General features: G+C 65.4%; 19 protein-coding genes. 7 read left to right on the top strand and 12 right to left on the bottom strand.

All coding sequences use genetic code 11. The annotated features are described in order from the left end of the window. Positions 1-2 precede the first annotated feature (2 nt). From MTBSS4_RS18865 to MTBSS4_RS18820, 10 genes are read right to left on the bottom strand one after another with little or no spacing between them, the layout of a single operon-like run. Positions 3-992 carry a radical SAM/SPASM domain-containing protein gene (locus MTBSS4_RS18865; protein WP_173984916.1) on the bottom strand — a complete coding sequence of 330 codons (990 nt, stop codon included), beginning with the start codon at positions 990-992 and terminating at the stop codon, positions 3-5. Positions 993-1052: 60 nt separating this feature from the next. Next, positions 1053-1757 carry a WbqC family protein gene (locus MTBSS4_RS18860; protein WP_173984915.1) on the bottom strand — a complete coding sequence of 235 codons (705 nt, stop codon included), beginning with the start codon at positions 1755-1757 and terminating at the stop codon, positions 1053-1055. Then, positions 1754-2518: a methionyl-tRNA formyltransferase gene (locus tag MTBSS4_RS18855; RefSeq protein ID WP_173984914.1), complete on the bottom strand. Its 765-nt coding sequence runs from the start codon at positions 2516-2518 to the stop codon at positions 1754-1756. Before MTBSS4_RS18855 ends, MTBSS4_RS18860 begins: the two co-directional genes overlap by 4 nt. Then, positions 2515-3279: a hypothetical protein gene (locus tag MTBSS4_RS18850; RefSeq protein WP_173984913.1), complete on the bottom strand. Its 765-nt coding sequence runs from the start codon at positions 3277-3279 to the stop codon at positions 2515-2517. Before MTBSS4_RS18850 ends, MTBSS4_RS18855 begins: the two co-directional genes overlap by 4 nt. Then, positions 3272-3799 carry a DapH/DapD/GlmU-related protein gene (locus MTBSS4_RS18845; protein ID WP_173984912.1) on the bottom strand — a complete coding sequence of 176 codons (528 nt, stop codon included), beginning with the start codon at positions 3797-3799 and terminating at the stop codon, positions 3272-3274. Before MTBSS4_RS18845 ends, MTBSS4_RS18850 begins: the two co-directional genes overlap by 8 nt. Beyond that, positions 3796-6288, bottom strand: a complete 2493-nt coding sequence (locus MTBSS4_RS22215; protein ID WP_217425582.1) for an aminotransferase class I/II-fold pyridoxal phosphate-dependent enzyme — start codon at positions 6286-6288, stop codon at positions 3796-3798. Before MTBSS4_RS22215 ends, MTBSS4_RS18845 begins: the two co-directional genes overlap by 4 nt. Then, complete coding sequence (locus tag MTBSS4_RS18835; RefSeq protein WP_173984911.1) at positions 6285-7190, bottom strand: class I SAM-dependent methyltransferase; 906 nt, start codon at positions 7188-7190, stop codon at positions 6285-6287. The genes MTBSS4_RS22215 and MTBSS4_RS18835 overlap by 4 nt, the downstream gene beginning before the upstream one ends. Next, the gene (locus tag MTBSS4_RS18830; protein ID WP_173984910.1) at positions 7187-7963 is read right to left on the bottom strand and encodes a formyltransferase family protein; all 777 of its coding nucleotides are present in this window, start codon (positions 7961-7963) and stop codon (positions 7187-7189) included. The genes MTBSS4_RS18835 and MTBSS4_RS18830 overlap by 4 nt, the downstream gene beginning before the upstream one ends. After that, complete coding sequence (locus tag MTBSS4_RS18825; RefSeq protein ID WP_173984909.1) at positions 7960-8622, bottom strand: SGNH/GDSL hydrolase family protein; 663 nt, start codon at positions 8620-8622, stop codon at positions 7960-7962. The genes MTBSS4_RS18830 and MTBSS4_RS18825 overlap by 4 nt, the downstream gene beginning before the upstream one ends. Positions 8623-8630: 8 nt before the next feature. After that, a complete protein-coding gene (locus MTBSS4_RS18820) occupies positions 8631-10412 on the bottom strand; it encodes a hypothetical protein (protein ID WP_173984908.1) in 1782 nt (593 codons plus the stop codon). A 337-nt stretch (positions 10413-10749) separates the two neighbouring features. Here MTBSS4_RS18820 and MTBSS4_RS18815 point away from each other — a divergent pair, with 337 nt between their 5' ends. The 5 genes from MTBSS4_RS18815 to MTBSS4_RS18795 are packed head-to-tail and all read left to right on the top strand — an operon-like array spanning position 10750 to position 16095. Further along, positions 10750-11553: a class I SAM-dependent methyltransferase gene (locus MTBSS4_RS18815; protein ID WP_217425581.1), complete on the top strand. Its 804-nt coding sequence runs from the start codon at positions 10750-10752 to the stop codon at positions 11551-11553. A gap of 10 nt (positions 11554-11563) precedes the next feature. After that, positions 11564-13429 (top strand): asparagine synthase (glutamine-hydrolyzing), encoded by a 1866-nt coding sequence (gene asnB, locus MTBSS4_RS18810; RefSeq protein ID WP_173984906.1) that lies wholly within the window; start codon positions 11564-11566, stop codon positions 13427-13429. Then, on the top strand, positions 13426-14166 hold the full coding sequence (locus tag MTBSS4_RS18805) for a hypothetical protein (RefSeq protein WP_173984905.1): 741 nt from the start codon (positions 13426-13428) through the stop codon (positions 14164-14166). Before asnB ends, MTBSS4_RS18805 begins: the two co-directional genes overlap by 4 nt. Further along, a complete protein-coding gene (locus MTBSS4_RS18800; protein ID WP_173984904.1) occupies positions 14163-15098 on the top strand; it encodes a methionyl-tRNA formyltransferase in 936 nt (311 codons plus the stop codon). Before MTBSS4_RS18805 ends, MTBSS4_RS18800 begins: the two co-directional genes overlap by 4 nt. A gap of 7 nt (positions 15099-15105) precedes the next feature. Continuing rightward, positions 15106-16095 carry an NAD-dependent epimerase/dehydratase family protein gene (locus tag MTBSS4_RS18795; protein ID WP_173984903.1) on the top strand — a complete coding sequence of 330 codons (990 nt, stop codon included), beginning with the start codon at positions 15106-15108 and terminating at the stop codon, positions 16093-16095. Positions 16096-16108: 13 nt separating this feature from the next. Here the strand turns inward: MTBSS4_RS18795 and MTBSS4_RS18790 are convergent, their stop codons facing one another. Continuing rightward, positions 16109-16636 carry a bifunctional 2-polyprenyl-6-hydroxyphenol methylase/3-demethylubiquinol 3-O-methyltransferase UbiG gene (locus MTBSS4_RS18790; RefSeq protein WP_173984902.1) on the bottom strand — a complete coding sequence of 176 codons (528 nt, stop codon included), beginning with the start codon at positions 16634-16636 and terminating at the stop codon, positions 16109-16111. Between the two features lie 74 nt (positions 16637-16710). On the opposite strand from MTBSS4_RS18790, the gene MTBSS4_RS18785 reads away from it, so the two are divergent. Continuing rightward, positions 16711-17124 carry a DUF1178 family protein gene (locus MTBSS4_RS18785; RefSeq protein ID WP_173984901.1) on the top strand — a complete coding sequence of 138 codons (414 nt, stop codon included), beginning with the start codon at positions 16711-16713 and terminating at the stop codon, positions 17122-17124. Positions 17125-17304: 180 nt separating this feature from the next. Further along, positions 17305-18279, top strand: coding sequence for a diguanylate cyclase (locus MTBSS4_RS18780; protein WP_217425580.1), 975 nt, complete (start codon positions 17305-17307; stop codon positions 18277-18279). Between the two features lie 6 nt (positions 18280-18285). On the opposite strand, the gene MTBSS4_RS18775 is transcribed toward MTBSS4_RS18780, so the two are convergent. Next, positions 18286-19092 (bottom strand): ATP-binding protein (locus MTBSS4_RS18775; RefSeq protein WP_254432659.1); only part of this gene is annotated, 807 nt, incomplete at its 5' end.

Here is a 19092-nt window from a genome sequence, read left to right as displayed (position 1 = left end):
GGTCATTCCCACCGTGCAGGCTGGCCGTCTGGGGTGGCCTCGCGCCGTTCCCAGACATCCCAGAATAGCGACCACACCTGGCAATCCTTGCAGTAGGGCAGGTCCTCGGCCCGATCGGTCAGGTGCTTCTCGCGGGCGATGCGCAGGGCATCGCCATGCCAGATATCCTCGAAATCCTGTTCCAGAATGTTGCCCATGCGATGCTCCACCGGATCGTTGCCGGTGATGTGCTGATGGCACTTCACCACATCGCCATTGGGCACGATCTTGGTGCAGTACCACAGCCATGCGCAGGGATAGCGCAGGGCGGGAACCGTCTCCTCCTCCAGGGGGGTGACATTGGGGTCGACCCGCCCGGCCCAATTGCCGTAGGGCCTGACCTGGACCCGATCGACCACTCCGGTCCAGCGGTCCAGGAAGGGCTGGAATTCGTGTTCCAGCTCCTTGATGCCGATGATGTGGGTCTGAATGCGCAGATGCGTGCCGCCGCGCCGGGCGCGGGTTTCCAGCAGGGTTTCCAGGTTGCGCACGGTCGCGTCGTAGGCATTGGATCCGGTCAGCCACTTGTAGGTTTCCGGCGAGCCCGTATCGAGCGAGAACTGTAGGACATCGATGCCGCTGGCGACGATCTTCTCGCATCGCTCGGCGTTCAGCACCGATCCGTTGGTGACCCAGACGATTTCGGCATTGGGGGCCATCCGGCGCGACAGGAACATGTAGTCGTCGGCGCGGGGATGGGTGAAGGTCTCGCCGAAGGCGCTGAACTCCAGATTCAGCTTGCGATCGCCAATGGGGGCCAGGGCCCGCGTCATGACCTCGTCGCTCATGATCTCGGGATTGGCCGGCACCTCGTTATGCATGGGGCACATGCGGCAACTGCGCGTACACTTGTAGCGCCCCAGCAATATGCTGTAGATATAGGGAAAGCTGTGGCGAATATAGTTCTCGCGCTCTATTCGCTTCCTTTCGCCGTAGATCTTCTCGGCAGCCATTTCATGTCCTTTCTGGAATCAGGCCACATCCACATGGATATTTCATCCATGCTAAAGATATTACATCAGTAATATCTCCCTGGTTCGTTCCGCTCCACAATTCATCAAGGCGTCGATGATGGACAATCCCGGCAGGAACCCATCACCGCCGCCAACCTGCGGATAAGCCGGGGGAACGAACCGGTTGTGGATCAGGGAGATTCCGCGACCTTCGTATTCCTCCGGCCTCTCATAGCCATCAGCGCCGTCTCCGGCCAAATAGGTATCCGCTCCAAGCGCTTGACACAAATGCGCGAGCAACGCGCTTCCGGCAAGCCCGGAGTTGGAATGGCGCAGGGACGACGCAACCTCGAAACGAGTCCCAATTCCAATAAGGTTGCAAATACCCATTATGTTATTAATGTTATATGCTGAGATACCCTCTTCCATTTCATGGATAAATCCAGACAGCAACGGAAACATCACCTTGAAATACTGCGACTTTCCATAGTTTATTTCAAGTGTCCTGCACATCTTGCGGCGCCATGGCTGGGAATTGTCGATTGCCACCGTATTGATCGCCTGATACTGCCCCGAAGCCCGATGAATGGGGCAACTGACCCATGCTGGGCGACCGCCAACCAGCAGGCGGACCCGGTTCGTCCAGCGTCCCGCCGATCGTGGTATTTGAACAGAATCCAGGAAGACGAACACATCGGCCCGGGCGATCTTGCGGAAATACCCCATCCACGGAAAGAAATTGGGCTGGTGAATGGCGGCGATCATGTCAGGGTCCGTCGCAAAGCCGCGATGTCGTCCAGGCTCAACATGCTTTTCACGACCACCCATCGGCCGTCGCGATCACGGTATCTGGCGCCCGGCCATGGTGCCACCAAAGCCCTCACCAAATTGTAAATCCGCTCATCGGGCCAGGACCAGTCGATGCACCCGTCCTCGGGCCGGCGGCGCGGCCATGTTCGGGCCGCGCTCTCCGGTTGGGGGCTGGCCGGCACGCGGCCCGCCATGGCGCGGGGCAGCCACTCGGTCAGCAGCGCCGCGGAGGCCACGGTCAGGCGCCCTTGTACATCGACCGCGCTGTCGGTGGGGGCGATGGGAACGCGGCTGGCCGCGATCACCGGGCCGGTATCAACGCCGGAATCGACGTAATGCAGGGTCGCGGCGGTGCTGGCCTCGCCGTTGATGATGGCCCATTGCAGGACATTGGCGCCCCGATAGGCTGGCAGCGGTCCCCCATGGAGATTGATCACGCCGAGAGGAAACCGCGTCAGGACTTCGGGCCACAGGATTCGGCTGTAGGAGGCGATCACCCCAAGGGCCGGAGCCAGGGATAGGATATCCGCCTCCATCTCGCCCCGTCCGTCGCGTCGCGGGTGGGTGAGAACGGGCATCTTCCATTCCAGCAGCGACGCGGCCTCGGCCGGGTTGACGCGAGACGGATCCACCACCACTCCGACGCAGTCGGCGGCAAAGGGGCGCAGCAGGCGCAAGCCCCAGGAATCGGCGAAACAGACGAACCCCGCATTCATTCCCCGGCATCCCCGGCATTCCAGATTCCGGCGGCCATTTCCCGGCGGATGGCGGGGCCGGTGGATTCGCGCCAGACCCGATTGCCGTCGAAGGCGTCGGCCAGCACGCCCACCTTGCGGCCCAGCGTCCGTCGCAGGATGGTGTCCATGGTGGCACCGCCAGCCAGCCAATTGAATGGGTGGAGAAGAATCTGGATCAGGGCCGGATCGCTGGTTCCGGCAAATGCCGCCAGGCCCTCGGCGGACTGGCGGAGATTGGAATCGGAGCGATAGCGCTCCGGCCCGAACCAGCGGGGATCGTAGGCGTTGATGAATCCGGCCCGACCGGCGGCGTCGTTCAGCCGTTCCAGGTCGCCCTCCGGATTGTGCCACGCCACCACCGGCCGGGTGGACGGGGCCAAGGCCGACAGCCATGCGAACTCGCGTTCCAATCGGGCCAGGTCCAGCGGCCCGTGGCCCTGATGATGAAAATGCAGCCCGATTCCCTGATCCAGGGCGGCCAGCCGAGCCAGGGCCGTTCGGCCGCCGGCCGAGGCGGGGTTGTACGATTCGGCGCTCATCAGCACGAAATAGGTGGCGGAAACCCCAAGGTCTCGGTTGACCTCGGCGGTGGCCACCGCCCAGTCCAGGTCGTAGTCCACGTCCAGGCGCAGCAGGCAGCCATGCGTCACCGCCGGATCGAAGTCCACCAGGGGACGCGGGCCGGCCGCCAGGGCGGTGATCAGCGCCGTGTAGGCGGACAGGCTGTAGGGTTCAGTCATTCCCGGCATTCACCTTGGCTGGCCGCCCCCAGGCACGGCTGCCCGGCGGAATATCGCCGAGGACGAGGCTCTGTGCTCCGATGACGCAATCGTCGCCGATGGTGACGCCCTTGGCGATCACCGTATTGGGGCCGATATAGACCCTCGATCCGATCCGGGTCGACGCCTTTGCCATCGCTGCCGTTCCACCGGATAGCGCCCAGGCGACGCTATCATGGCTGTAAATCTGGACGCCGGCCGAGATCGAGCAGAAATCGCCGATTTCGAGGCCGCCCGAACCGTCGAGTAGCGTAAACGGGCCGATCCAGCAATTCCGTCCCACGGCGACATCCCCAATGACCACGGAAGCGTCGTAGATACTGCTTCCTTCGCCAAAGCCAAGCAGCCGGGCCTTCTCCCATCGGTCGACCACGTAGTCGCCAAAAGGCAGGGTGCGCTTGAACTTCCCGTCCAGGTCCCGTTGGGCCTCCCGCCAGAATTTCGCGATGGCCGTGTGGAACAGAGCCTTCCCGGGGATCATAGAAGCGCCTTCAGTTCGGTCACCACGGCATCCTGCTCGTCATGGGTCATGTCGTGATAGAGCGGCAGAACCAGGCAATGATTGAACGCATGCAGGCTGCCCGGCAAGGGGCCGCTCACCCTGAGGCGGTCGCCGGGCTGGAACGCCAGTTCGCGATGAAGGGCGTAGGTGCCGATCTGCACCTCGATCCCCAGGGCGCGCATGTGACGCAGGATGCGGTCCCGATCATCCACGAAAATGGCGAAGGACTGACGGCAATGCTCGCCGCCGGGGGTGGTCGCCGACAGGGTCACTCCGTCGATGCCGGCCAGCTTTTCCTCGTAGCGGGACGACAGGGCCCGCCGGCGGCTCAGTATCTCGTCGATCATCTCCATCTGCGCCAGCCCTACCGCCGCCAGGATGTCGCTTAGCTTGCCATTGGTTCCGATCCGCTGAAAGAAGGGGTGGACCGTTCCGTCCACCACGCCCATTCCGAAATGCTTGTACGAGTTGATCCAGTCGGCCCACTCGGCGTTGTCGGTCACCACCAGCCCGCCTTCACCGGTGGTGATTATCTTGCGGGGATGCAGGCTGAACACGGTGATGTCGGCCAGCCGTCCCACCTTGACCCCGTCCAGGCTGGCCCCCAGGGCCGGGGCCGCATCCTCGATGACCCGGAAACCATGCTTTTCCTTAAGGGCGTTCAGGAGACGGTAATCCACCGGATTGCCGAAGGCCGAGACCGGCATCACCACCTTGGTCCGGGGCGACAGCGATCGTTCCAGCGACGCGAAATCCATGATCATGGTGCCGGAATCCACGTCGGCCAGCACTGTGGTGGCCCCGACGATGGCCACCGCGTCGGCGGTGGCGGGATAGGTGAAGTCGGGAACCACCACCTCGTCCCCGGGTCCCACCCCCAGCGCCCGAAGGGCCAGTTCAAGCCCCGTGGTGGCGCTGGTGACGGCGTGGACGTGGCCGCCGCCCAGGTAGTCGGAAACGGCTTTCTCGAAGGCGCGGGTCGCCGGACCTTCGCTGAGATAGCGGGAGTCCAGAACCGCGTTGACGCGATCCTTGACCGCCTGGGTGACGATGGGTCGGATCAGGGGAATATTGTACATGGGAGTCCTCGGAATGGGGCGACGCGACCGGCCGAGTCCGATTCGCGCATATTCGCGCTCCAGGCGTCCGGCGCAGGACGGGGTGGAATGCCATGCCAGGGCGAAGGCGCGGCTGGCCTCGCCGATGGACCGGCGCATCCCGGCATCCCGCACGAGATCGCGGAGCACATCGACCAGGGTCCGGGGGGTGGCGTTGACGATGGGGCATTCATCGACGCACCGGCGGGCCTCGCCGCTTTCCCCCCCCTCGGGCTTGAGGAATCCGACCACCGGCTTGCCCAGCATCAGGCATTCCCGCGCCTGGGCGCCGTAGCGCCCGAAATGGAGCTGATCGACGACGATGTCGGCCTGAACCTGGATGTAGCGAACCTCCCGGCTGGGCACCGCGTTCAGGAAGATCAGGCGAACGTTCAGGCCCTCGGATCGCAATTGCTCGATGGCGGCGAAGACCCATTTCGAGCCCTTGGGGTCCGCCCCGTTGCAGCCGCGCCGGGCTTGGTTGGCGAAGCCGTGCAGCACCAGCACCTCGCCGGGTTGGCGCTCGATGCGGTGGTGATCGGGAACCGCGATGTCGGGCGCCCAGAGGGTGGGATCGACCGGATAGCTGAGGGGAAAGCTCCGGACCTTGGGGTTGGCCAGATAATCCAGGCGGGGCATCATCTCGGCGCACACGAGATCGGCCATGGTGGCCAGCCGGTGCCCCCAGCCGAGATTGCGCAGGTCGGAACACACGCCGGGCTGGTCGCGAAAGCGGCACTGGCCGCACATGCCGCCGGTCCACCGGTTCCAGGCCGTCTGGGAAATGCCGTCGTTACAGCCGACGACGCTATAGACGATCTTGAGCCCCCGCCGCTTGAGATACTCGAACTCAAGAGGGTAGGCGGGCGTCTCGGGGCGGGCGCCGCCAATATTGAGATGCGGATTCACCACCATGTTGTTGATGCCATAGAAATGGATCGCCTTGAAGCGGCGGCCGATTTCGATCAGGACCTGCGCCCCCCGCAGCAATGACGCCGCGTCGGCGGCGAAGCGCAACAGCACGTCCTGGCCCTGATAGAGAAAATCGTCGTGGTCCACCATCCCGGCGGGATGAAGGCTGAGCGCGTCCCAGCCCCGGCGCCGCAATTCCGCCGCCATCAGGGTGAAGTGGTAATAGGCGTTATGGACGAAGACCACGCTCCTGCCGTCGCGGTCACGGGGGGCGGGCGGCAGCAGGGGGCTCAGCCACGCCCGCACGGTCAGCAGGCGATGCAAAAGCGGCTGCGACAGCAGGGAATTGACGGCGGCCAGTTCATCGACGACGCCGCCGTCAAGACCGGCCCGATCGCGGCAGAACCGATCGATCCGGTCGATGATCCCCCGCCGGACCCGTTCCAGCAGGACGTTCATGGCTCCGACGCTACGCTCAACCGATAACAGGCGTCGATACCGGCATACTGGCCGTTGCGCATGGGATAGCCCTGCCGGTCCAGTTCGATGTCCAGCAGGAAGCGGCGGCTTTCCGGTGGCAGGCGGCGGTCGGCGATGGCGGCGAAACGCCGGTGGTGGAACAGCCGCGTTTCCAGCATGGATACCGCGACGCCGGTCAACTCGGCCGCCAGTCCGGCCCGGGCGCACAACGCCTTGAACGCCTCGGGGCGATAACAGACGGAGATGGGGCAATCCACCGTGTCGGTACTGCGGGCGAAGGCCGCCATCAGATCATCGACCGGATACAATCCCTGCTCGATGCACAATTGCCAGGCGACGTTGAGGTGGAGCCACAGGCTGTCGCGATTGTAGACCATCACGTTCATGGACCCGTCCGGGCGAAGGACGCGGCGCAGTTCCCTCAGGATCGGCTCGGGATCGGGCGTGTGGTGAAGCACTCCGGAGCAATGGATATGGTCGAACGAGGCGTCATCGAACGGAAGCCTCGTCGCCTCGGGGTCGAGCAGGACGAGTTCGGCGGCAATATCGTGCAGCGACAGCCGATAGCGCGTCTCGGCCAGGGACGAGGGCGAGATATCGGCGCCAACCAGCCGTGACGGCCGCGAGTACACGCCAAACCCCACCAGATCATGGCCGGGACCGCAGCCGAAATCGAGGACGCTCCTCCCGTCCTGCCCATCCACCGGCATCAGGTTGATGTAGTTGAAATACTGGTCGTTGCGCCAATGGAAATATTCCAGTGATTCCGCCGCCGAGGAGAACTCGTGGTGTTCGGTCACGTTGAACGTGGTCCAGAAGTCGCGGGTGCTTCCGTCGGCCAGTGCCCGTCCTGTCGATTCCCCTATTGACTGTCCGGTCATTGCGCGTCCCTTTCCTTGTCGGAACCATGAGGATGGACGTGGCGCCTGACGCCGTTCTCCATGATGTAGGCCGGTTCAAAACCGGGAAAATGGAAAGCGCGGGCCTTGCGCTCGACCTCTTCGGCATCGGAGGGATCGCGGATACGGCGTTCGCCGTCAAGGGAATTGCGGCTCCAGTAGCGCCCGCCGCCCGCCTGCGGTGTCCGCGGCAAGGCCTGGTGGCTTGCCAGCCCCTCGATCAATCGGTCGACCAGGCGAAGGCCGGATTGGGTGGCCTTGCGATAGAGGCCGATCCCGGTCTCGGCGGCGGCGATGGGGAAGCGATCCTCGATGCAGATATCTCCGGTATCGGCCCCCTCGTCCATCCAGTGCATGGTGGTGCCGTATTCCGCATCCCCCCGCAGCAAGGCGTGGGTCGGCCCGAAGAAGCCGCGATAGGCGGGAAGGGGCGCCAGATGAAGGTTGAGGGCCCGGCCGCCGACCCGGTCCAGCAGGTTCCGCCCGATCAGCCGCGAATACTGGATGGATAAAATCATGTCGGCGCCCGTGGCCTCGATGAAGCGGGCCAAATCCGCCGAATCGCCGTCCAGGAAGGGTAAGCCCGTCCGGGCGCAGTGGCGGGCGATCGCCGCGCTGCCCCACCAGGTCCCCTCGGCGGAGGTGTTGGAACAGGCGCCGACGACGGCAAAGGCATCGCCCGAGGCCGCCAGCAGGCGCTGAAAAGCCGCTTCGCCCACCGGCTTGAGGGCGAGCACGGCGATCCTGGCGCTCACGTCGGCCGCCTTGGCAAGGCGCGGGCCGCCTCCAGGATCGGCGGCGCCACCAGATCCATGTACAGATCGTGGCCGAGCGGATTGAGATGGATGCCGTCGGGCATCAGGTAATCGACCGGCCGACCGGCCAGCATGGCGTCCACGTCGATCAGGCCGCAATCGGCCACCCGGGCCACGTCGCGCACGATGCCGCAGTAGCGGCGGCGCAGATCCTCGTAGCTTGCCCCCACCATGGGCAGTGTTTCCCGATGGGGGGTGGGGTGGCTGGTCATCAGCAGCAGTCTGCGTCCGCCGAACCGCCGCGCGCGGTCGACGATTTCCAGAAGATTGGCGCGGTAGCCCGCCTCCGACACCCGGGGGGCTCCCTGATCGGTCTGCCAGCAATTGCAATCGTTCATGCCGAATTGCACCACGATCATGTCCAGGCGATAGCGCTGGACATCGAACGCCATGCGTTCCAGCGCCATGCGGGTGGTGTTGCCGTTGATGGAGGTGTTGACCGTCAGGAAGCGGTCGCCATGCTCGTCCTCGATCCTGGCGGACAGCCGGACCACCCAACCGCGATGCGGGCTGACCAGTTCTCCGAACGAAATGGAATCGCCGAAGATCACGATGTTCTCGCGCCCGGTATCCTTGTGGGTGGGAAGCTTGCTGTCCATGGTCCGGGCTATTCCTCGCCGGGTTCGGGGGATCGTGGCGTGCCGTCAGGCTCCGCCATGGCGGAACGTCTGGCAAGGTCCTGGGCCAGGGGCTGCCCGTTGACGATTGACGAGCATCCGCGCGCCGCCAGTATCCTGGCATTTTCCAGGATATAGCGGTTGGAGAGGATCACGGTGGCGTCTCGCCGGACTTCCCCGCCGATGGCGTCCGGGCGGCGAACCGGCAGCCCCATCAGTTCGCCGGTCAGGTCCGTATCGATGAACCCCGCCGGCGATGCGCCGGTGGCCTGCCGGATATGCCGGCACAGCAGGCGGGCGCCGGCGCCGGTTCCGAAGATATGAACCTCTCCGGCGAGGGCGGCGGCGTCCACCAGCACCGGCAAGGCCATCTGGCACAGCTCGGATTCGCGCAAGGCCGCCTGTTCCCACGGCAGGACCGGGACGGTGGTCAGCGGCTGCCTCCTTCCGGACGGGTCCTGCGGGTCGAGCGCCACCCGGCGGAACAGACGCTTCGCCGAGGCGTCCATCGCCCGATGCCGCTCCAGGGGGGAGTCCTCCGGCGGAAGGTCGGGAAGGGCGAGATGGATCACCCCGAGAAGATTCACCCCCCGGGGAGGCCCCATCCTGGCGCGGAGCCGGGCCGCCACGTCCTCGGCAAGGCGGGCGTGGGAGAATCTGCCGGACAGGATGATCTCGTCGTAGCTGCGTTCGATCATCTCGCCCAGGCCGTCCAGGTCGTCGATACGGGCGAAGACCTCGTCCAGATTGCTGAAATCCTTGGCCAGCGGGATGTAATGGCGGTCCGGCCGCACCACGCCGGAATAGGTTCCCTCGAACATCACCAGCCCCGTCTTCAGAGAGATGGCCTCGAACACTCGGGGGGAAATCATGCTGGTCCGGCCGTGCCGTCCCTCCCGCTCGGCCAGGAACAGCCGCCGCGCCTCGGGGTAGGACAATTCCGGCCTGCGCGCCAGTTCCGCGTCGAGGGCGGCCCGCAGGCTGCCGTCATAGTCAAATACGTTGGATGCGCTTTCGCTGCCCAGCGTCACGCGGCAACGCTCGATGAACGCCGGCCAGGCATTGCCGTAGATGCGCTTGTCCTCGTCCCACTCGATGTCGGCGTCAATCCCGCGGGCCAGGCATTCCGCCCGCATGCGCTCACCGATTCGGAACTTGTCCTGCCCCAGGTCGCCGTAGCGGTAATGCAGCTTGCGGGCGCGATAGCCGATGGTGACCGGCCGCTCGGCCAGCGGGCGCAACGCGGCGGGCGGCGGCACGTTCAACGGCACGTACCCGGTCAGGGTATGGACGAACTCCACGCGATCGCCGATCTCGGCGCGAGGGTAGACCCGCTCGAAACAATCCTCGGTAATGGTGGTGTAGAATACGTCCACCCCCAGCCGACGGACCATTCCGATGGTGTTGGCGGTCAGATCGTACTCGTCTTGCACGAACAGAATCTTGGGTCCGGCAAATCGGCCGACCGCGTCCAGGTAGGCGGGATCAAGGTGGCCGTTCCGATAAATGCAGCAACTGTAGTGAATGATGATGCCGTCGAAGATATCCAGGTCGAAATACAGGCGAGACCCGGACGTGACGTCGGCGTAGATCACGTTGAAATGGGTGAACGCCTTGAAGCAGAGCAGATGGTCGCGGGTGGTGGTCGGTATCAGCGCCGCCGGGTCATATAAAACCAGGATGGTGTAGGCGTGATCGGGGGCGGCCGGGCAGACCGTTACCCGCGTCATGTCGCCGGGACCGGTTTCGCCGAGGGTGTTCTTTCTCATCATCGCGCATTCTGCCGGATGGATGACCGAGCCGGCCGCAGGTTAGAGAGTAAAACGATAATTATTCTTTAACCCCAGGCCGCCCAGTGTAGAACCTGGAGCAGCAACCTGTTGAATTGTGAGTTTCCCGCCAGTGGCCTCATCCCCACCCGCCATTTCCGACCGGTGCGGTCTGCCAGCCGACCTGGCCGAGGGGGACTTGTTCACCCGCCATGGCGTCCGGTGGCGTGTGCGCGACGGAATCCCAACCGAGGAGGTTCCCGACAGTCCTTCCCAATCCCATACGGCCGATCGGTTCGGCTATAAATGGTCGCGGCGGGACACATTTGAATCCGAGGCGGTGACGGCGCGGTCCCGCGCCTGGCTCGATGAACGCTATGGCGAGGCCGACCTCATTCTCCAGGCGGGACGGGGCGAACGCCCCTTGATCCTTGACGCCGGTTGCGGCGCCGGCCACTCCATCCTGGCCTGGGCCGGCGAGCGTCTCCGAGCCGTGGATTACGTGGGAATCGATGCGTCGGACGCGATCCGGGTCGCCCGGACCCGGTTCGGGGAGCGTGGATTGGCCGGCCTGTTCGTGCAAGGCAGCCTGATGCGGGTTCCGGTTCCGGAAGAGTGTTTCGACCTGATACTGGCGGAAGGCGTCCTTCACCATACCGACGATACCCGCGCCGCTCTCCTGGCCCTGACCTCGCGATTGCGCCGGGGCGGCCGGATGCTGTTCTACGTCTATCGCCGCAAGGGGCCGATCCGCGAGTTCACCGACGATTACCTTCGCGCCCGCCTGCACGAAATGTCGCCGACGCAGGGCTGGGAGGCGCTGATGCCGCTGACCCGCCTGGGCAAGGCGCTGGGAGATGCCGACGTCACCGTGGATGTCCCCGAGGCCATCGACCTGCTGGGCATTCCCGCGGGCCCCATCTCGGTGCAGCGCCTGTTCTACTGGCATGTCTTCAAGGCGTTCTACGCCCCCGAGATGACCGTGGACGAGATGAACCACGTCAATTTCGACTGGTACGCGCCGGTCAACGCGCGGCGTCACACCATTGAGGAGGTTCGGGAGTGGTGTGCCGAAGCGGGGCTCGAAATCGACCGCGAGGTCGTCGAGCCGGCCGGCATCACCATCGTCTCCACCAGGATGTGAAGGACGCCCCATGTGCGGCATCGCCGGCCTCCTGGATCATCGCGCCCCGGCCTCCCGGAAGGCCTTGAAGGCCATGGCGTCGGCCATGGCCCATCGCGGCCCCGATGGCGAGGGCGTTCATGTGGATGGCGGGCTGGGGCTGGCTTTTCGCCGCCTCGCCATCCTTGACCTGAGCGATGCCGCCGATCAGCCCATGACCAGCCCCGACGGCCGTCATGTCATCGTCCATAACGGCGAGGTCTATAATTTCCGCGACCTGCGCCGCGAGTTGGAGGCCGAGGGAATCCGCTTTCGCTCCACCGGCGATACCGAGGTGGTGCTGCATGCCCTGATCCGTTGGGGAGAAGCCGCCATCGAACGCTTCAACGGCATGTTCGCCCTGGCCTGGTGGGACAGTGCCCGGCGCGAATTGCTGCTGGCCCGCGATCGCTACGGCGCCAAGCCGCTGTATTGGCGGAACGGCTCCGGCCCGTTCCTGTTCGGGTCCGAGATCAAGGCCATCCTGGCGCATCCCGATGCCGGGGCCGGTCTCGACCCCGAAGGATTGCTGGAATACCTGACGTTCCAGAACTTCCTCGGCGAGCGCACCTTGTTCAAGGGCATCCGGATGCTGCCGGCCGGCACGACGCTCCGGATTGCCGGCGATGGCGTTCCCCGCATCCGAAGGTACTGGGATTTCAGCTTCCGTCCCGATCCTGGCCTGTGCAGCGAGGCCACGGCGCTGGATCTGCTGGAGGAGCGGTTCTCCACCGCGGTCGAACGGCAATTGGTGTCGGACGTGGATATCGGCGGCTATCTCAGCGGCGGCATCGATACCGGGCTGATCACCGCATTTGCCGCCCCCCGGCTCGACGGCATGCGATCGTACACCGTCGGCTTCGATCTTCACTCCGCGTCGGGCCTGGAATTGGGCTGCGACGAACGCCGCCCCGCCGAACTGATGTCCTATCTGGCGCAGACCGAGCATTACGAGATGGTCCTGAAGGCTGGCGACATGGCCCGAGCCCTGCCGGCAGTGGTCCGCCATCTGGAGGAACCCCGCGTGGGGCAGAGCTATCCCAATTTCTACGCGGCCAAGCTGGCGGGGAAATTCGCCAAGGTGGTGCTGTCGGGCACCGGCGGGGACGAGTTGTTCGCCGGTTATCCCTGGCGCTATCGCGCCGCCAGGTGGGGGGGCGGTCTCGACGGTTTCATCGATTCATATTTCGGCCAGTGGCAACGCCTGGTTCCGCCCGAACGGATGAACGACTTGCTGGCGCCCATCCGGGGACAGGTTAGCCACCTGTCGCCACGCGATATCTTCGCCGACACCTTTCCGGCTGGAACCCAGGCCCCCGCCTCCGCCGAGGACGCCATCAACCTCTGCCTGTATTTCGAGGCCAAGACCTTCCTGCACGGCCTGTTGGTGGTCGAGGACAAGCTGGGCATGGCTCACGGCCTGGAATCGCGCTTTCCCTTCCTGGACAACGATCTGGTGGATCTCGCCTGCCGCCTGCCGGTCTCCATGAAACTGAGGCGGCTCGATCACATCCCCGAGCAGAATGAGAACGAGCCGGGGGCCAAGAAGCACAGTTATTTCCAGCGCACCAATGACGGCAAGCTCCTGGTTCGGCGGCTGGCGGCAAGACGCATGCCCGCCGCCATCGCGGAAGCGGAAAAGCAAGGGTTCTCGGCCCCCGACGCCAGCTGGTTCCGGGGCGAGAGCATCGATTTCGTCCGCTCCACCCTGCTGGAGGAGAGTTCGGAGTTGTACAATGTGCTGGATCGCGCCACGGTCTTGTCGCTGGTCAATGAACACCTGAACGGCACCGTGAACCGTCGCCTCCTCATCTGGTCGTTGCTGTGCCTGGACCAGTGGCTGAAGATATGGAAGTGAACGCGAATATCGGCCTTACCTTCGACGTGGACTGGGCGCCTGACTGGGCTATCGCCCTGTGCGTCGATCTTTGCGCATCGGCGGGTGTCCCCGCCACGTTCTTTGTCACCCATTCCTGCGACATCCTGGCCGACCTGCGGCGCGCTCCGGACCGGACCGAGCTTGGGCTTCACCCCAATTTCCTGCCCGGCTCCAGTCACGGCGCCACCCCGGAAGCGGTCCTGGAGCACTGCCTGGCCCTGCTCCCCGAGGCGCGATCCATGCGGACCCACTCCCTGGTTCAGTCGACGCCCCTGCTGGGAATGGTGGCGGACCATACCCCTATCGACGTGGACGTGTCCCTGTTCCTGCCCTTCCACCGCTTCCTTCATGCGACCGCCCTTCCCGTGGGCCGGTCCGGCCGGATGATCAGACGCCTGCCTTATCTGTGGGAGGACGACATCGCCGCCGGATGGCCCGGCTGGGACTGGGAGACCGGCGGCGTCCCCACCGATGGCGGGCTGTGCATCCTTGCTTTCCACCCGATCCATGTCGCCCTCAATACCGCGTCCCTGGATCGCTACGACGCGCTCAAGGACAGTCTCGGCGGCCGCGGCCTCGCCAGCCTGACCGAGGCCGAGGCGGCGCGTTTCCACCGTCCCGGCTTCGGTGTCCGCGGGTTCCTGGAACGCCTGCTGGCCGACATTCCGGGCCATCGGTTCTCCACCATCGCCGGATTGGCGGGGGGCGCGTCATGAGAGTGGCGTTGCTGGGCCGCACCCGAGCGCTTCTGGAGGCCGGCCGATGCCTGATCGCCGCCGGGCATGACATTCCGCTGGTATGGACCTGCCGGGCCGAACCGTTCTATGACACCAGGGAAGAGGATTTCGAGGCTTTCGCCGGACTGATCGGAGCAGACTTCGTCAACGCCCTCGACATCCATTCCGGGGAAAGCCTGGACCGGATAAGGGACGCCCGGTGCGAGGCCGCCATTTCCATGAACTGGCTGACCTTGTTGCGGCCGCTCCTCCTCGATCTGTTTCCCCAGGGCGTCTGGAACGCCCATGCCGGCGACCTGCCGCGCTATCGCGGCAATGCCTGCCCCAACTGGGCGATTCTGGAGGGGGAGAGCCATGTGGGGCTTTGCATCCATCGCATGGTCGCCGCCCTGGACGCGGGGCCGGTGCTGGTCCGCGACCGGTTGCCGCTGACCGATGCGACCTATATTTCCGACGTCTATGATTGGATGGGCGTTCGCATCCCCCAAATGTTCCTGGAAGCCATCGACGGGTTGGAGCGAGGCACGGCGACGCCGGTTCCGCAACCCGACGACTCGGGCCAGGCGCTGCGCGTCTACCCGCGACGGCCGGAGGATGGCCGCATCGACTGGCGTTGGCCGGCCGATCATGTGCTGCGGCTGATCCGGGCGTCGTCGCGTCCCTTCGACGGGGCCTTCACCTCACTGGAGGGGATGCGCAAGGTGACCATCTGGCGGGCGGAACGGGCCGGTCATCCGGGGCCGTTCCGGGCCGTGCCGGGGCAGGTCTGCTTTTGCCTGGATGGAGACCCCGTCATTGCCTGTGGCGACGGCGTGATCAAACTGACCGATGTTGGCATGGACGGGCTGGGCGGGACCGAAGACGCCAAGGCCGTCATTGCCCGCAGCCTGCGCAACCGCTTGCTCTATTGAGGCGACCATGGATATTCGCGGAAAACGTCTGGTGGTGATCGGCGGCGCCGGCCTGATCGGCTCGCATACGGTCGATGCGCTGTTGTCCGAGGATGTGGGGTCGATCCTGATCTACGACAATTTCGTCCGGGGAACCATGGACAACCTGGACGGCGCGCTACGCGACCCCCGGGTGCGCATCCACGATATCGGCGGCGACGTCTGCCAGACCGATATTCTCGCCTCCGCCCTGGAGGGGGCCGACGGCGTCTTTCATTTCGCCGCGCTTTGGCTGCTGCAATGCCAGGACTTTCCGCGCGCCGCCTTCGACGTCAATATCCGGGGAACCTTCAACGTGCTGGAAGCCTGTGTCGCCAAGGGCGTCGGGCGGCTGGTCTATTCGTCGTCGGCCTCGGTCTATGGCGATGCGGTCTTCGAACCCATGGACGAGGACCATCCCTTCATGAACACCAATTTCTACGGCGCCACCAAGGTGGCCGGCGAGCAGATGGCCCGCGCCTTCCATCACCGCTGGGGTCTCGATTACGTCGGGCTGCGCTACATGAACGTGTATGGCCCGCGCCAGGATTATCGCGGCGCCTATATCGCGGTGATCATGAAGATGCTTGACGCCATCGATCGTGGCGAGCCGCTCAAGGTCTACGGCGACGGTACCCAGGCCTACGACTTCGTGGCGGTGGAGGATTGCGCCCACGCCAATGTTTGCGCCATGAAGGCCGCCAGCACGGATCGCTTCTACAATGTCGGCACCGGTATCCGCACTTCGATCCGCGAGGTTGCCGACTTGCTGGTCGAGATCACCGGCGCCACGGCCGGCATCGACTATCTGCCGGCCGGCCAGACCTTCGTCAGGAACCGGATCGGCTGCCCCAGGCGGGCGCGGGCCGAGATCGGCTTTTCCGCCCGGATTCCGCTGCGCCAGGGGCTGGAACGGCTGATTTCGTGGCGGAACGCCCACAAGGCGGCGGTGGAACGCTCGCGCGCGGCATCCGTTTGAGCGGCGGCGCGGGTTACAGCGCCGCTGGTCCGGCTCCATTGACGGCCGCAAGGCGCTGCACCACCTTGCGGCCGTCCTCGATGCCGTCTTCGAAGGCGACGACGGTCAGCCCGCGGGCGAGATCCAGCAATTCGCCGCGCCCCAGCAGGTGATCGGGATTGCGCGGCCGGCCGAACGATTCGTTGCCCAGCGCGAAGGTTTCGTAAAGCAGCGCGCCGCCGGCCTCCAGGCTGTCCAGCAGGTGGGGAAACAGGGGCCGCCACAGGTAGTTGGTCACCACCACGCCGGCGAAGCGCCGTCCCGCCAGCGGCCAGGGCGCGCCATTCTCCAGGTCGGCCTCGATTCGAAGGGCGCCGTCGGCCAGCCGCGCCTGGGCGATGTCGCGATCCACCGCCGTGACGGGATGGCCCCGGTCGAGGAACAGGCGCGAATGCCGGCCGCCGCCGCAGGCGACGTCCAGCACGGCGCCGCCCTGGCGGACCAGCGGCGCGAAACGGCGTATCCAGGGCGATGCCTCGGTCTTGAACGGGTCGGTTCCCATGCGCTTTATCGTGCTCTTGCCGGTGAAGGAGGGTAAACTGGCCGGGTCGCGATGTCCCGAGGGAACCGCTTTCCATGATTTTGTTCGAACTGCGCTGCACCCGCCAGCATCATTTCGAAGCCTGGTTCAAGGATGGCTCCACCTATGATTCGCAGGCGGCCACGGGCGGTGTCGCCTGTCCGGTCTGCGGCGACACCGGGGTGGAGAAGGCTCCCATGGCCCCCCGCCTCGCCAAGGGGCGCGGCGCCGCCCTCGACCTTCAGGCGGCGGCCGGCGAGATGCGCAAGGTGCTGGGCGAGTTCAAGCGCCAGGTTCAGCAAGGCTGCGATTACGTGGGCGAGCGCTTCCCCGAGGAGGCGCGCAAGATCCATTACGGCGATGTCGAGGCGCGGCCGATCTATGGCGAGGCCTCGGCCGAGGAGGCCGGCAAGCTGGAGGAGGAGGGCGTCTGCCTCCGGCGCATTCCCTGGATCGACGACGGCAACTGATTCCCCCGGCGGTCCGTCCATCCCCCCTCTTCCGGCCGATTCTTTCGGCCTATAATTTTTTCGGTCCCGCGTGATCGATTCGATGGAAAATCGCGCAGGTTCCATGCAAGCTTGGACCCGGACGACAATCCAGGCCGATCAACAAGGCCGGAACAGACAAGATAACGTGGGGGGAGACCCGTGCCGAACTCGGGCAATGCCAGGAATGCGCACGCATTCGCCGTGCGCCTGATGGAACATCTGGTGGTTCCGACCTTCGTGCTCGATTCCGAGCGCAGGGTCATCATCTGGAACAAGGCCTGCGAACGCCTGACCGGCGTCGCCGCGGCCGAGGTTCTGGGCACCGTCGATCATTGGCGGGCCTTCTACGAGGAGCCGCGCTACTGCCTGGCCGATGTGCTAGCCCTGGGGCGGACCGAGGAACTGGACGCCCTGTACGCCGCCCATTCCGAACCGGGAGAGGCGTCCCTCGGCCTCAGGGCGGAGAACTGGTGCATCATGCCCCGGGTCAAGAAGCGCCTGTACCTCGCCATCGACGCCGGCCCCATCTATGACGAGGACGGCAATCTGCTGGCGGTGGTCGAGACCCTGCGCGACACCACCGAGCAGAAGCTGGCCCAGATGGCGCTGCACAGCCTGGCGGTCAGGGACGGCCTGACCGGGCTGGCCAACCGGCGCTCGTTCGACGAGCGGCTGGAGGCCGACTGGCTGCATTCCATGCGGGAAGGGGCGCCGCTGTCGCTGCTGCTGGTGGATGTGGATCACTTCAAGCTCTACAACGACACCTATGGTCACCAGAAGGGCGATTCCTGCCTGAAGGCGGTGGCCGGAGCGCTGGACAGGCAGGTCTTCCGCCCCGCCGACCTGGCGGCCCGCTACGGCGGCGAGGAATTCGCGGTGATCATGCCGACCACCGACGAGGACGGCGCCCGCCATGTGGCCGAGCGGCTGCGCGAGGCGGTGTTCGAGCTCAACCTGCCGCACAGCGCCAGCCAGACCGCCGACCGGGTGACGCTGAGCGTCGGCATCGCCTCGGTCGTTCCGGTGGAGGGGATGACCCCCCAGGAACTGATCGAGGCCGCCGACGCCGCCTTGTACCGGGCCAAGCACCGGGGCCGCAACCGGGTGATGGGGCGCGAGCTGGAGCCGGCCTGAACCGGCCTATTCCCGGACCGGCTGCGGCATGCCGGATTTGGGCAGGGCGACCAGGAAGGCGCTGCCCTGGTCCAGGACCGATTCCACCCAGATCCGTCCGCCGTGGTGCTCGGCGATCTTGCGGCAGACCGCCAGGCCGATGCCGGTGCCTTCGTACTGCTCGCGGCTGACCAGGCGCTGGAAGATGCCGAACACCCGCTGAAGATCGTCGGGGCCGATGCCGATGCCGTTGTCCCTGACCGCGAAGACCCAATCCTCGCCGCCGTCGGCGCAGGTGATCTCGACGCGGGGCGGCCGGTCGGGAGCGCAATACTTGATGGCGTTGCCCACCAGGTTCTGGAACAGCCGGGTCAGTTCCGAGCGGTCGCCCGTGACGACGGGAAGGCCGGACTGCACCCGGACATCGGCGCCGACCTCGGCGGTGGCGACCTCCAGATGGCGCAGGCTGTCGCCGATCACCTCGCCCAGGTCGACGGCGTCGCGGGTTCCCGACGCCCGCCCGATCCGCGAGTATTCCAGCAGGTCGACGATCATGCGGTCCAGCCGCCGGGCGCCGTCGATGGCGAAGCCGAAGAAGGTCAGCGCGTCCTCGTTCAGGCTCGGCCCCAGGGTCTTGCGCAGCATGCCGAGATAGCCGCTGATCATGCGCAACGGCTGGCGCAGGTCGTGGGAGGCGACATAGGCGAACTGTTCCAGTTCCTCGTTGGAGCGGCGCAGTTCCCCCACCAGCGCCGCCAGACGGGTCTGGGTCTGCTTGCGCTCGGTGATGTCGGTCTTGATGGCGAGGAAATTGGTGACGGCGCCCTCGATGTT

The organism is Magnetospirillum sp. SS-4 (assembly GCF_902729425.1).
GTDB lineage: Bacteria > Pseudomonadota > Alphaproteobacteria > Rhodospirillales > Magnetospirillaceae > Phaeospirillum.
Note: the sequence above shows the minus strand (reverse complement) of the source record. Positions and strands in the feature narration are given on the sequence as shown.

Coding starts and splice junctions, on each gene's coding strand:
- MTBSS4_RS18865 (WP_173984916.1), bottom strand. CDS start 992: ATGGCTGCCGAGAAGATCTACGGCGAAAGGAAGCGAATAGAGCGCGAG.
- MTBSS4_RS18860 (WP_173984915.1), bottom strand. CDS start 1,757: ATGATCGCCGCCATTCACCAGCCCAATTTCTTTCCGTGGATGGGGTAT.
- MTBSS4_RS18855 (WP_173984914.1), bottom strand. CDS start 2,518: ATGAATGCGGGGTTCGTCTGTTTCGCCGATTCCTGGGGCTTGCGCCTG.
- MTBSS4_RS18850 (WP_173984913.1), bottom strand. CDS start 3,279: ATGACTGAACCCTACAGCCTGTCCGCCTACACGGCGCTGATCACCGCC.
- MTBSS4_RS18845 (WP_173984912.1), bottom strand. CDS start 3,799: ATGATCCCCGGGAAGGCTCTGTTCCACACGGCCATCGCGAAATTCTGG.
- MTBSS4_RS22215 (WP_217425582.1), bottom strand. CDS start 6,288: ATGAACGTCCTGCTGGAACGGGTCCGGCGGGGGATCATCGACCGGATC.
- MTBSS4_RS18835 (WP_173984911.1), bottom strand. CDS start 7,190: ATGACCGGACAGTCAATAGGGGAATCGACAGGACGGGCACTGGCCGAC.
- MTBSS4_RS18825 (WP_173984909.1), bottom strand. CDS start 8,622: ATGGACAGCAAGCTTCCCACCCACAAGGATACCGGGCGCGAGAACATC.
- MTBSS4_RS18820 (WP_173984908.1), bottom strand. CDS start 10,412: ATGATGAGAAAGAACACCCTCGGCGAAACCGGTCCCGGCGACATGACG.
- asnB (WP_173984906.1), top strand. CDS start 11,564: ATGTGCGGCATCGCCGGCCTCCTGGATCATCGCGCCCCGGCCTCCCGG.
- MTBSS4_RS18800 (WP_173984904.1), top strand. CDS start 14,163: ATGAGAGTGGCGTTGCTGGGCCGCACCCGAGCGCTTCTGGAGGCCGGC.
- MTBSS4_RS18795 (WP_173984903.1), top strand. CDS start 15,106: ATGGATATTCGCGGAAAACGTCTGGTGGTGATCGGCGGCGCCGGCCTG.
- MTBSS4_RS18790 (WP_173984902.1), bottom strand. CDS start 16,636: ATGGGAACCGACCCGTTCAAGACCGAGGCATCGCCCTGGATACGCCGT.
- MTBSS4_RS18785 (WP_173984901.1), top strand. CDS start 16,711: ATGATTTTGTTCGAACTGCGCTGCACCCGCCAGCATCATTTCGAAGCC.